The following is a 12,347-nucleotide window of genomic DNA, read 5'->3' as shown; positions in this document are numbered from 1 at the left end:
GGCTCACTCCTACAGGAATTGGGTTTGGCCAATGAACCGAACGCCGCCAAGCCCCGCAAAATGGCGGTTATCTTAAAGCAAAACGGCGACCATTGGCCGCCGTTTAGTGCATCGATGAGGATTTAGACTACCGGCGCCGGCTCAGGCTTGGCCGCCGGTTTCGGCAGCGACGACAGGAACGCCATGATCAGCGCCGCCAGATACGGCAACGACTGCACCAGCAACATCACCACCCAGAATCGCATGTCGTTGCTCGGCATGCCGTTGACCAAGAAGATCCCCAGCGCCGCGCCCCACAACAACAGCATGATGAACAGCTCTTCCCGCGCTTCGGAAATTGCCACCCAGAAGCCATGGTTGTCGGCGTTTTTCGGCGTGCGGAAGAACGGAATGCTGCTGGTGAAGAAACCGTACAGCACCGCTTTGGCGATGGTGTGCGACAACGCCAGCCCGGCCAGCGCCGCGCAGAAGGCATCTTTCAGGTTCACGCCGACGGCGCGACGGTAGAGGAAGATGATCTTGCCGACCTTGAACACAAACAGCGCCAACGGCGGGATTGCGAAGATCAGCAGCGGCGGATCGACCCGCTGCGGCACGATAATCATCGCCGCCGACCACAACAGCGCGCCGACGGTGAAGAAGATGTTCATGCCGTCCGCAACCCACGGCAACCAGCCCGCGAGGAAGTGGTAGCGCTGGCCACGGGTCAGTTCGGTGTCCTTGCCACGCAACAGGCTGCCGGTATGGCGTTTGATGATCTGAATCGCACCGTAAGCCCAACGGAAACGCTGCTTCTTGAAGTCGATAAACGTATCCGGCATCAGGCCCTTGCCGTAGCTGTCGTGGTAATACGCCGCCGACAGGCCTTTCTCGAATACGCGCAGACCGAGTTCGGCGTCTTCACAGATGCACCAGTCAGCCCAGCCCAATTCTTCCAGAACCGAGCGACGGGTCATGGTCATGGTGCCATGCTGAATGATCGCGTCACGGTCGTTACGGGTGACCATGCCGATGTGGAAGAAGCCTTTGTATTCGGCGTAGCAGAGCTTCTTGAAGGTGCTTTCGTTCTGGTCGCGATAATCCTGCGGTGACTGCACCACAGCGATTTTCGGGTCGGCGAAGTGCGGCACCATGTGCTTGAGCCAGTTCGGGTGCACGCAGTAATCGGAGTCGATCACGGCGATCACTTCGGCGTCCTTGGCGGTGTGCGGAATCAGGTAGTTCAGCGCGCCGCCCTTGAAACCGGCCAGGGGCGATACGTGGAAGAACTTGAAGCGCGGGCCGAGGGTTGCGCAGTAGTCGCGCACCGGTTCCCAGACGGCCGGGTCCTTGGTGTTGTTGTCGATGATCAGGACTTCGTAGTCCGGATAATCGAGGGCGGCGAGGGCGTCGAGGGTCTGTTTGACCATCTCTGGCGGCTCGTTGTAGCAGGGCACGTGGATCGAGACTTTCGGGCGATAGCTGGAGTCGCCCTCGACCGGCAGGAACTCGCGCCGACGCTTGTGAATCCACACCGCTTCGGCCAGTTCATGGGCCTCCGTCAGCAAGACGATAAACACCCCGAGCGCACCCAGCGCCAAGAGGAAGCCGACCGTCAAACTGAACCACGTGCTGTATTGCAGGCTGTAGTCGTAACCGATCCAAACCAATACCGAACCGCAAAGGAACGCGATAAAGGTCAGGAAGATCCGCCCACGTTGACGCAGGGCCGAGCCGTCGATCATCAGCAAGGTCAGCGACAATAGCGCCAGCACCACCGAGCCGATCGCCAGCACGCGCCATTGCGGAATCGCGACCACCGGGCCTTCGAAATTGAATTTTTGCTGACGCGCAGCGTTGAACACGCCCCAATACGCGCCGACCGAGCCTTCGTCGCTGGCCTTCCACGGCTGGTCAAAGGCTTCGATCACGAAGTAGTTGAAGCCTTGGCGGTTGAGCTTGTTGACCAGGGTGCGCAGGTAGATCGCCTGATCTGCCGGCGACGCATCGGCGCCACCGCGCATGCGACCGTTGCTCGGCCAGCCGACCTCGGAGAGCAGCAGCGGTTTTTTCGGGAACAGCTTTTTCAGGTCGCGGGCGCGGTCGAAAACGAACTGCCCGGCCTTGTCGACGGGGATGAATTCCCAGTACGGCAGAACGTGCGCGGCAATCAGGTCAACGTGCTTGGCCAGTTGTGGGTATTTCTCCCAGATGTGCCATTGCTCGGACGTGGTGACCGGTACTTTCACGGCTGCACGCACGCGATCGAGAAGAACGATCAATGCCTCTGGGGTGATTTCTTCACGAAATAGCGCTTCGTTACCCACGACAACGCGAACCACGCTGCGTGACGTATTGGCCAGTTCGATGGCTTTGGTGATTTCCCGTTCGTTGCGTTCCTGATCCGGACTGATCCAGATGCCGAGGGTGACCCGAAGGCCGAACTCTTCAGCCAGTTTCGGGATGTCTCCCAGCGAGCCGTCCACCGAGTAGATGCGGATGTTATCCGTCAGCTTGCTCATGATCTCCAGATCGCGGCGCATTTCGTCGTCAGTCGGATACTGATCCTTCTGCGGATATTGTCCCTGCTGGAACGGCGAGTAGGAGAAACCGGAGATCTGCTCCGGCCAGTTCGGCGCCGAAACCGGGCGATTGATCAGCGCCCAGAAACCTGTGAACAGGGCGGCGATTGCCAGAACCACCACCAGGTTGAGTCCAAATTTACGCGATGACATAGCTATTTCGGGTTCCAAAGGCTGTGGAACGGAGGATCGGTCGGCTAGACGCCCGAGGGGCGCGCATCCTACACCGGCAGTTCACAAGTCGTACATCAGACAGGGAAATGCCCGACATTGGGCAGCCGACTTTGACTTAAGTTCTTACACTTGTAGCGCGAAGCTTAAAACTTGTCGCTGTGTAGCCCTATAATGCGCGCCGGTTTTTGGGGTAATGGTCATGAGTACAGAAGATCCGCGGTTTGCAGGCATCGCCCGTTTGTATGGCATCGAAGGCCTGGCGCGTTTGCGCGCGGCCCATGTGGCGATCGTCGGCGTCGGTGGCGTCGGCTCCTGGGCGGCGGAAGCCATGGCCCGTTGTGGTGTCGGTGAGATTTCGCTGTTCGATCTCGATGACGTCTGCGTCAGCAACGCCAACCGTCAGTTGCACGCGCTGGACAACACCGTCGGCAAACCCAAGGTCGAGGTGATGGCCGAGCGCCTGCGCGGGATCAACCCGGATTGCACCGTGCACGCCGTGGCGGATTTCGTCACCCGCGAGACCATGGCTGAATACATCACGCCGAACATCGACTGCGTGATTGACTGCATCGACGCGGTCAACGCCAAGGCTGCGCTGATCGCCTGGTGCAAGCGCCGCAAGATCCAGATCATTACCACGGGCGGCGCGGGCGGGCAGATCGATCCGACGCTGATTCAGGTGTGTGATCTCAACCGTACGTTCAACGACCCGTTGGCCTCGAAAGTGCGCTCGACGTTGCGTCGCGATTATGGTTTTTCGCGCACCGTGACTCGGCATTACAGCGTGCCGTGTGTGTTTTCCACGGAGCAACTGCGTTATCCGAAGCCGGATGGCAGCATTTGTTTGCAGAAGAGCTTTGTCGGCGACGGTGTGAAGCTGGACTGCGCGGGTGGATTTGGCGCGGTGATGATGGTCACGGCGACGTTTGGCATGGTCGCGGCGACCAAGGCTGTGGACAAGATTGTTGCGGGGGTTCGGCGTCCGGCTGACCGAGTTAAACCTCAGGCTTGATGCTGGGGCTTATGCCCTCATCGCTGGCAAGCCAGCTCCCACAGGTATTGGGTAAGTTCACTGCATCTATGAACACCATAGAACACTGTGGGAGCTGGCTTGCCAGCGATGGCGATTAACCAGCCAACTCATTCATTCGCTGGAGCACTGCATTGAGGCCATTGCTGCGCGATGGCGATAGCTGCCGCGAAAGGCCGAGCTGATTGAACCAGTCCGGCAAATCAATTTGCTTCAGATCAGCGCCCGACAAGCCATTTACCCGCAACAAGAGCAACGCCACCAACCCGCGAATCATCCGCGCATCGCTACTCGCCGCAAATTGCCAGTGACCGTCACGCAACTCCCCAACCAGCCACACCTGACTCTCACAGCCATGCACCCGGTTAGCCTCGCACTTGTCCGCATCGCTGAGCGCTGTCAGACGATCACCAAACTGCATCAACAACCGCGCCCGCTGTTCCCAGCCGGCCGCGTTTTGAAAAGTCTGCAGCGCCTCGGCGGCTTCGAGCGGCAAGCTCATCGCAACAACTCCAGCGCCTGATCCAGCGCTTCAAAAAAGCGCTCCAGATCTTCCGAATCGTTGTACAGCGCCAGTGACACACGAATCGCCCCGGCCAGCTCAAAGCTTTTCAGCAGCGGCATCGCGCAATGATGCCCGGCGCGCACGGCAATGCCTTGCTCAGTCAGCAAGTGCGCCAAATCAGCGTTGTGCACACCTTCAACGACGAAACTCGCCAGCGCCAATTGCGGCTTGCCGAGCAGACGAATGCCGTTACGCGCCGCGAGTCCATGCAGCAAATAGTCATGCAACGCGGCTTCATGGGCAGACACAGCGTCCTGATCCAGACCCGCCAGATAATCCAGCGTCGCGCCAAGGCCGATGACACTGGCAATCGGCGGCGTACCGGCCTCGAAACCCAGCGGCGCAGGGCGAAAGCGCGAGTCGTGATAGTTGGCTTCCAGGACCATTTCGCCGCCGAACTGCCAGGGCTTCAACTGCTCAAGTGCTGCATTGCGCCCGAACAGCACGCCAAGGCCATCAGGCCCATAGAGCTTGTGGCTGGAAAATACATAAAAGTCGCAACCCAGCGCCTGCACGTCATGCCGACCATGCACCACGCCTTGCGCGCCATCGACCACGGTCAGCGCGTTCTGCGCCTTGGCCATGCCCAGCAACGCCGGCAATGGCTGCCACGCGCCGAGCACGTTGGACAACTGACTGACTGCCAGCAATCGCGTGCGCGGGCCTATCAAATGCACAGCGACAGCAAGGTCGATCAGGCCGTCGGCATCCAGCGGCAGGATCACCAGTTTGAGACTTCGCCGTTGGGCCAGTTGCTGCCACGGCAGCAGGTTGGCGTGATGCTCCAGGGCGCTAATGACAATTTCATCGCCCGGGTGGAAAAGATGTTCCAGGCCATACGCCAGGAGGTTCAGCGCACTGGTGGCGCCATGGGTAAAGATGATCTGCCCGCTGTCACCGGCATTCAGCCACTGGGCAACCTTCAGCCGACTGTCCTCGAACGCCTGCGTGGCATGGGCGCCGGGCAGGTGTTGCGCACGATGCACATTGGCCGCGCCGTTGGCGTAGTAATGCGTCAGTGCGTCGAGCAGGGCTTGGGGTTTTTGCGTGGTGGCGGCGTTGTCCAGATAGGTCTGGTCTTGCCGTTGCAGCGCGGCGATGGCCGGGAAATCGGCACGCCACGGGGAGGGAATCATCACAGTTTTTAGCCCTGGTGAAGAGGGGCGGGATGTACGCCAAATCCTGTAGGAGTGAGCCTGCTCGCGATGGCGTCCGTGAGGGCGCTAAAAGCATCGCGAGCAGGCTCACTCCTACAATGGATTATTCAAGCACTTAGTTGTGAGCGTGCAGCGCTTCGTTCAGTTCGATCGCCGATTTGTGGGTTTTGCACTCCACAGCACCGGTTTCCGAATTGCGACGGAACAGCAGGTCAGTCTGACCGGCCAGCTCACGCGCCTTCACAACCTTGACCAGATTGTTGTTTTCGTCGAGCAGCGCCACCTTGGTGCCGGCCGTCACGTACAGGCCCGACTCAACGGTGTTGCGGTCGCCCAACGGGATACCGATACCGGCGTTGGCGCCGATCAGGCAGCCTTCGCCGACCTTGATCACGATGTTGCCGCCGCCCGACAGGGTGCCCATGGTCGAGCAACCGCCGCCCAGGTCCGAACCCTTGCCGACGAATACGCCAGCGGAAACGCGGCCCTCGATCATGCCCGGGCCTTCGGTGCCGGCGTTGAAGTTGATGAAACCTTCGTGCATCACGGTGGTGCCTTCGCCCACGTAAGCGCCCAGACGCAGACGCGCCGCGTCAGCGATACGCACGCCGGCCGGTACCACGTAGTCGGTCATTTTCGGGAACTTGTCTACCGAGAACACTTCCAGCAGTTCGCCACGCAGACGCGCTTCCAGTTGCAGTTCAGCCAGTTCGCTCAGGTCGATTGCACCCTGGCTGGTCCAGGCTACGTTCGGCAGCAGCGGGAAGATCCCGGCCAGGCTCACGCCGTGCGGCTTGACCAGACGGTGCGACAGCAGATGCAGCTTGAGGTAAGCCTCAGGTGTCGAGGTCAGTTGCGAGTCTTCTGCCAGCAGGGTGGCGACCAGCGGCTTGTGGCTTTCGGCCAGACGGGTCAACAGCTTGCCTTGCACGGCGTCGATGCCTTTTACGGCTTCAGCCAGTTGCGCAGCCTGAGCGGTGGTGAAGGTAATGGCCTGGTTGCCTTCGGTATAACCGAGGATCGGCGCAACAGCGGCGACCAGTTCGGCCGATGGGTTGAGCAGTGGCTGTGCGTAGAACACTTCCAGCCACGCGCCTTGACGGTTCTGAGTGCCGACACCAAAGGCGATGCTGAACAGGGAATTGGACATGTAAATACACCTCTACAAAGAGTGACGGGCTGCTTACTTCAGAGCGGCCGCGTAGATATCTGGCTTGAAGCCAATCAGGGTTCGGTCACCGAGATCGAGCACCGGGCGCTTGATCATCGAGGGTTGAGCGAGCATCAGTTCGATGGCTTTCGACTGGTCGAGATCGGCTTTACGTTCGTCGTCGAGTTTGCGAAAGGTCGTGCCTGCACGGTTCAACACCGTTTGCCAGCCATGTTCGTCACACCATTGGGTCAGGTGCTCACGGTCGATGCCGGCGGTCTTGTAGTCGTGAAAGTCGTAGCTGACAGCGTGTTCATCGAGCCAGGTGCGCGCCTTCTTCATGGTGTCGCAGGCTTTGATGCCGAAAAGGTGCAACGTTTTACTTGAAACGGTCAAGGAATCGCCCCCTTTACAGGTGCTGGAGAAAAATGGTGTCGGATTATGCCATGACCAAACGGTTTCGTCGGCCACGGTTGTCGTAACGCTGCAAAACCTGTGGGAGCGAGCCTGCTCGCGAAGGGGCCGCTTCAGTCAATTGAGTGTTGATTGATCCACCGCATTCGCGAGCAAGCTCGCTCCCACAAGGGGACTGCGTTGCGGGCGTGCGACATAGGTGCAACGGTCAGACACAGCCTAAGCGGCTAATATGGCAGTTCAACGCTGTCGATTGTCTGAGATTTCCGCTTTATGCAAACTGCTTACACCGTCCTGATCCTGCTGATGTTGGTCAGCGTCTCGCGTCTGGTCGGGCGGGTCATTCCGCTGCCGCTGCCACTGGTCCAGATTGCCGCCGGCGCCTTGCTCGCCTGGCCGACGCTGGGTTTGCACGTGGCCCTCGATCCCGAGTTGTTCCTGTTTCTGTTCCTGCCACCCTTATTGTTTTCCGATGGCTGGCGCATGCCCAAGCGCGAGTTCTGGCACCTGCGCGGGCCGATCCTGACACTGGCGGTCGGGCTGGTGCTGTTCACCGTGGTCGGCGCTGGCTACTTCATTCATTGGTTATTGCCGTCAATTCCGTTGCCGGTAGCCTTTGCCCTCGCCGCTGTGCTGTCGCCGACCGACGCCGTAGCGGTGTCGGCTATTTCGCAAAACCGTTTGCCGACCCCGCTGATGCATATCTTGCAGGGCGAGGCGCTGATGAACGATGCCTCCGGTCTGGTGACCTTCAAGTTCGCCCTGGTGGCGGCCATCACGGGCGTGTTCTCGCTGACCAGCGCCAGCCTCACCTTCGTTGTGGTGGCGCTTGGTGGGTTGGCGGTCGGCGTGGCATTGAGCTGGCTGGTCGGGCGTTTGCGGGCGTGGATGATCGCCCGCGGCTGGGATGACCCGGCCACCCACGTGGTGTTCATGTTACTGCTGCCGTTCGCCGCTTATGTGCTGGCGGAACGTCTTGGTGTCTCGGGCATTCTTTCGGCCGTGGCGGCGGGGATGATGCAGACGCGTGTTATGCCCCCCCAAAAAGCTACTAGTCACCAACGAGTGAGTGAGTGCGTTGGTTCAGCAAGCGCGGCGAATAGTTGGAGATACTTTTAGATTCAGACTCTCATTGAAATGGTCACATCCTCACGAGCTTTCATGCCCCACCAGCACAGCCTCCTGCCGCCGTTACCAATGCCCTAAACGCTCGCAGCCCCACACCCCTCCGTCCAGCCATAGCCGTTCACTGGCTCTCTATTAGCCCTATGTGCCTCGCCGGGTTCCCCCACACGGCGCAATGGCGATAGTATTGTGCCATTACCCAGGGCACCCGGATGCCCAACAACCCTTACGTATTAGGCGAGGAGGGTGGGAGGAGCACGGCATGGATCAGCTATGGCACAGATACGCACACAGAAGACCACCACATCCCGTAGCGGTTATTTGGGAGGCTTCGTCGTGCCCGCGATTTGACAAGTAATCGCTTAAAAATAAGATTGCCCGGCAGTCCAAAATTCCAGACGAATCCCCATACGAACAACATTTCAGAACCAAGGTACTCAGGTATGAGTGAGCAGGAACAAGAACAGAAGCAGGAATACGCTTTTCACCCAGCTGATCTAATCGAGTATGCGATGGATAAACCCATTGGCGCAGCTCGTGCGGCGTTGAGGGTGGGGCTAGAAGACGCTGACGTTGACCATGACATCATCATTGCCGAACTGATGGGGAACATGGAGTTAAATCAGCGGTTCCTGAAGAAGCTCACGGGTGCTTTGCGGAAGAATCAAAATAAGATCATTGGTGAGATGCCAGATCGTATCCAGACTCTTCAGGTGGAGCGCGACCTCGGAATATGATGTGCTCTAATTTTACTTTAGTAAGCAATAAACCTTGTCGCCGAGGTGTAGCAAATGTCTTTGGTTGAAAATGCCATAGTGCTACCTCCAGCCCCTGAATTTGAACTCACGGCATTGGACGTAGAAAAAGGTGAACCAGTTCATCCCCTGGATCGCCTTCAAATCATGTCTGCGGATACTTGGGAAGTCTTTACGCTGGAATTCGTTTCCTACCTAGGTAAAGGCTACGATTCAGTCACCCGCTGTGCTGGTGCGGGTGACAAGGGGCGCGATGTCATCGCCCGGCACTCTAGGGGATGGGACAATTACCAATGCAAACACTACAAAGATAAGCTGAGCGTTGCAAGTGTAGTAGCAGAGCTGGGTAAGCTGGTCTATTACACTTGGAAAGAAGACTACACCCTTCCGCACGAGTATCGATTCGTGTCGCCGAAAGGCTGTAGTTCCGATTGCATTGATATGCTGGGCAAGAAGTCTCGCATAAAGGCTGAAATCATCAAGCGCTGGGATAAGGTCTGTAAGGACAAGATCACGAAGACAGAATCCATCCCTCTTGAGGGAGCTCTGTTAGACTATCTAAATACCCTCGACTTTTCTTTCGTTGATGAGATGTCGTCACAGGAATTAATCGAGAAGCATGCACTCACACCCTATCACACATCACGATTTGGGGTTTATCATCTAAAGCGACCGCAGGTTCGTAATCCCGAGCTTGGTGCTGTTGGTGATAATGAGAAAGTCTACATTGATGCACTCTTGGACGCGTTCTCTGATGCCGATGGGGCAGAGTATTCATTTGATAGTGTAATGGACAGTGAATACAAAGACGATCTTGAGCGAGCAAGGATCAACTTCTTCAGTGCGGAATCACTGGAGATGTTTTCGCGTGATGCGTTTCCTACAGGGTGCTATGAAAGCCTCAAAGGCGAGTGCCACGAAGGTGTTCACAGTGTAGTGCGTAAAAAGTTCGATGATGGGTATCAACGGTTTCTTGAAGTTAGCACTCACTGCGTAAAGATTCCATACGATGCCCATCCACTTCGTCATTTCTTGCAGACCTCGGATCGAAAGGGGCTATGCCACTAGTTGGTGAATGACATGAAGTTTAAATGGATCAAGAAATAGATGATGAATTCAAAGGACTTGTACAACAGCCCTGTCGAGATTGGGGCACGCATCGTTCTGTTGCTAGCAGGTTTGTCTCGGGAGCTTGACCTGGATGAGCTGATCTTTCTTGACTATGCGGCTATTTATAGTAGTGATTTTCAAGGTGAGCCAAGTCTGCACCCTATCCTATTGAACCGACTTTCCGAGCTGGTTCGTAGACGGGAAATATTCCCAGGTGCGATCAGGCTGTTTATCGCTAAGGGATTGATTACTTCACGGGTCGACGAGCAGGGCGTTCGATATTTAATTACCGACGCGGGCAGGGCATTTGCCATCAAGTTGACCACTGAGTATCACGCAGATTTCAAGCGGCATGTTGTGTGGGTTGAGGGGAATATTGACTACCTCGCAGCTCAGCGTCGCACTATATATAAAGTTGACAGGGTGGTCTGATGTATATTGAAAGTGTGGTTGTGAGCGGCCCTGAGCGTAGAGACGCGTCCGTATATTTTACGAAGGGTGCTAATGTTGTTCAGGGTGGCTCTAATACGGGTAAATCCTACATTGTTCAATGCATCAAATTTGCCCTGGGTTCTAATACTCCCCCAAAGTCAATTGATGAATCCCAAGGCTATACCACGGTCAAGGTTAAATTTGTAAATGAAGACCAGTCTTCCTTTACGATAGAGAGGGAGCTTTTTGCAAGTTCAAAGCCTACTTTTCACGACGAGGAGGGCAAGGTTCAAGTTTTGGGTGTGAAACATAACCCTACGAAAATGAACTCTATTTCGAACCAGATTTTGGATAGATTGGGGCTCAATGGGAAGCTGTTGCTGAAGGGTACAACTTCATTAAATAACGCTTCCTTCTCCCTTCGCGATTTCGAAAAAGTCTTTTTGATGGATGAGACGCGAATCGTGGCTGATTACTCTCCTTTGGGCACTGGCCAAAATGATGAGGCCACCAAAGAAAAATCCATTCTTAAGCTGTTGCTTACCGGGAAAGACGACGCCGGGGTCAAACAGGCTAAGAAAGAGCTGGCGTCAAAGGGTGCACTGCGCCATCGAGTTGCTGCTGTCGAGGACATCATCAGGCAATTCTATCCAGATGTTGACGCCACCGAGGCCCTAGAGCTCCAGAAGCTCAATTCGTTTACCGCCCAGGTCGCGCTCCGATTGGAGGTAGCTGAAACTGAGCTGGAAGGTGCGTTCCATTCGAGTGAAGACCTCTTCAGCCAAAAAGCCAATCAGCTCTCCGAGCTGGAGATTGTTGAAGGCAAGCTCGCAGAAGACAAGGCACTCCTTGGCCGATTTGACATGCTTGGTCAGAAATACGAATCAGACCGCCAGCGTCTTCAGGGCATTGAGCAGGCGGCAGTTTTGCTTGAAGGTTCAGACGCGGTGCTATGTCCAACCTGCGGCAATCATTTTGACTCCGAATCATGCACAACGGACGTTGATGACATTAAAAAAGGTGTTTCCTTCGAGCTGGATCGAATTTCGAAGAACATCCACGAGCTCGCGGAAGCCCAAGGATCCCTGACTGCAGCGATCGAACGTAACGCCTCCAACGCAGAGGCCACCAAGACATCCATCGCCGCACTGGAGAAGCTGATCACGTCTGAGATTCAAGATTCGGTACAGGCAGTGAGTGACCTTAGAGAACTCGCCTCTTCCCTCAAGCATGACCGGTCGGCACTAGAACGGCGTGTGGTTGATAAGGCTAGGCTGACGGGCGAGCTGAAACGACTCGGAGTTCTCCTGCTTGAAGAGCAAAACGCATATACGCCTGAAGGCTTTGAGGAAACAGCCCAACCGCTGGTGGAAGAGATCGAAGCGATTCTGAAGCGCTGGAGCTTCCCGAACTACTGCCCGGTATCTTTCGATTTCGCAAGACGAGACATCACTATTGGCGGGAGCGCGAGGGGCAATTTCGGCAAGGGGTATCGAGCCATCGCTTCAGCTGCGTTCGCGCTAGGGCTGATGAATTTGCTGAAGCGTTCCGGGCGTCACCCTGGTTTTGTGGTGCTCGATTCGCCGCTGACCACGTACAAGGAAGGGGATCCGGAACCTGGGGAAGAGGATAAAGAAGTAGCGGAGGACATGATATATGCGTTCTATCAGGATGTTGCAGATCACTTCAAAGGCTCTCAAGTTATTATTTTTGAGAACAAGGAACCTGATACGGCCCTCATCCCTCAATTGAACTACGAGCACTTTACGAAGAGCAGAGGGAATGGCCGGTATGGCTTCTTTCCGCTAAAAGACTGATGTGGTGGTGTAGTGTGGTCACTCAGCCTCGAAATATGAAGTCCTAAGTGGACAGCC

The 12,347-nt window shown here is 56.4% G+C and carries 10 protein-coding genes and 1 pseudogene; 6 read left to right on the top strand and 5 right to left on the bottom strand.

The features are described from left to right. Positions 1-122: 122 nt before the first annotated feature. Positions 123-2,714, bottom strand: a complete 2,592-nt coding sequence (locus tag ACM6IN_RS19595; protein WP_414916556.1) for a glycosyltransferase — start codon at positions 2,712-2,714, stop codon at positions 123-125. A gap of 214 nt (positions 2,715-2,928) precedes the next feature. Between ACM6IN_RS19595 and tcdA the strand changes: the two genes are divergently transcribed. Then, entirely contained in the window at positions 2,929-3,747 is an 819-nt protein-coding gene (tcdA, locus tag ACM6IN_RS19590) for a tRNA cyclic N6-threonylcarbamoyladenosine(37) synthase TcdA (RefSeq protein WP_414916555.1), read from the top strand. A gap of 115 nt (positions 3,748-3,862) precedes the next feature. Here tcdA and ACM6IN_RS19585 read toward each other — a convergent pair whose 3' ends face one another. From ACM6IN_RS19585 to ACM6IN_RS19570, 4 genes are all read right to left on the bottom strand, one after another. Then, positions 3,863-4,267 (bottom strand): SufE family protein, encoded by a 405-nt coding sequence (locus tag ACM6IN_RS19585; RefSeq protein ID WP_123374592.1) that lies wholly within the window; start codon positions 4,265-4,267, stop codon positions 3,863-3,865. Continuing rightward, positions 4,264-5,469, bottom strand: a complete 1,206-nt coding sequence (locus ACM6IN_RS19580; protein ID WP_042704889.1) for an aminotransferase class V-fold PLP-dependent enzyme — start codon at positions 5,467-5,469, stop codon at positions 4,264-4,266. Before ACM6IN_RS19580 ends, ACM6IN_RS19585 begins: the two co-directional genes overlap by 4 nt. A gap of 133 nt (positions 5,470-5,602) precedes the next feature. After that, positions 5,603-6,637 carry a 2,3,4,5-tetrahydropyridine-2,6-dicarboxylate N-succinyltransferase gene (dapD, locus tag ACM6IN_RS19575; RefSeq protein ID WP_414916554.1) on the bottom strand — a complete coding sequence of 345 codons (1,035 nt, stop codon included), beginning with the start codon at positions 6,635-6,637 and terminating at the stop codon, positions 5,603-5,605. 33 nt (positions 6,638-6,670) lie between these two features. Further along, positions 6,671-7,033: an ArsC family reductase gene (locus ACM6IN_RS19570; RefSeq protein WP_003222107.1), complete on the bottom strand. Its 363-nt coding sequence runs from the start codon at positions 7,031-7,033 to the stop codon at positions 6,671-6,673. A 291-nt stretch (positions 7,034-7,324) separates the two neighbouring features. On the opposite strand from ACM6IN_RS19570, the pseudogene ACM6IN_RS19565 reads away from it, so the two are divergent. The 5 genes and pseudogenes from ACM6IN_RS19565 to ACM6IN_RS19545 form a co-directional block, all read left to right on the top strand. Further along, positions 7,325-8,104 (top strand): annotated as a pseudogene (locus tag ACM6IN_RS19565) (cation:proton antiporter); the annotation flags it as partial. A 515-nt stretch (positions 8,105-8,619) separates the two neighbouring features. Then, positions 8,620-8,913 (top strand): hypothetical protein, encoded by a 294-nt coding sequence (locus ACM6IN_RS19560; RefSeq protein WP_414916553.1) that lies wholly within the window; start codon positions 8,620-8,622, stop codon positions 8,911-8,913. Between the two features lie 54 nt (positions 8,914-8,967). Continuing rightward, the gene (locus ACM6IN_RS19555; protein WP_414916552.1) at positions 8,968-9,999 is read left to right on the top strand and encodes an ABC-three component system protein; all 1,032 of its coding nucleotides are present in this window, start codon (positions 8,968-8,970) and stop codon (positions 9,997-9,999) included. 42 nt (positions 10,000-10,041) lie between these two features. Then, complete coding sequence (locus tag ACM6IN_RS19550) at positions 10,042-10,473, top strand: ABC-three component system middle component 2 (RefSeq protein ID WP_414916551.1); 432 nt, start codon at positions 10,042-10,044, stop codon at positions 10,471-10,473. Continuing rightward, a complete protein-coding gene (locus ACM6IN_RS19545; protein WP_414916550.1) occupies positions 10,473-12,290 on the top strand; it encodes an AAA family ATPase in 1,818 nt (605 codons plus the stop codon). Before ACM6IN_RS19550 ends, ACM6IN_RS19545 begins: the two co-directional genes overlap by 1 nt. The last annotated feature ends 57 nt before the right edge of the window (positions 12,291-12,347 follow it).

This window comes from Pseudomonas sp. IT-P395 (genome assembly GCF_949767675.1).
GTDB lineage: Bacteria > Pseudomonadota > Gammaproteobacteria > Pseudomonadales > Pseudomonadaceae > Aquipseudomonas.
Note: the sequence above shows the minus strand (reverse complement) of the source record. Positions and strands in the feature narration are given on the sequence as shown.

What these genes read in the sequence shown, in the direction of transcription:
- ACM6IN_RS19595 (WP_414916556.1), bottom strand. Translation starts at nt 2,714, where the DNA reads ATGTCATCGCGTAAATTTGGACTCAACCTGGTGGTGGTTCTGGCAATC.
- tcdA (WP_414916555.1), top strand. Translation starts at nt 2,929, where the DNA reads ATGGTCATGAGTACAGAAGATCCGCGGTTTGCAGGCATCGCCCGTTTG.
- ACM6IN_RS19585 (WP_123374592.1), bottom strand. Translation starts at nt 4,267, where the DNA reads ATGAGCTTGCCGCTCGAAGCCGCCGAGGCGCTGCAGACTTTTCAAAAC.
- dapD (WP_414916554.1), bottom strand. Translation starts at nt 6,637, where the DNA reads ATGTCCAATTCCCTGTTCAGCATCGCCTTTGGTGTCGGCACTCAGAAC.
- ACM6IN_RS19560 (WP_414916553.1), top strand. Translation starts at nt 8,620, where the DNA reads ATGAGTGAGCAGGAACAAGAACAGAAGCAGGAATACGCTTTTCACCCA.
- ACM6IN_RS19555 (WP_414916552.1), top strand. Translation starts at nt 8,968, where the DNA reads ATGTCTTTGGTTGAAAATGCCATAGTGCTACCTCCAGCCCCTGAATTT.
- ACM6IN_RS19550 (WP_414916551.1), top strand. Translation starts at nt 10,042, where the DNA reads ATGAATTCAAAGGACTTGTACAACAGCCCTGTCGAGATTGGGGCACGC.
- ACM6IN_RS19545 (WP_414916550.1), top strand. Translation starts at nt 10,473, where the DNA reads ATGTATATTGAAAGTGTGGTTGTGAGCGGCCCTGAGCGTAGAGACGCG.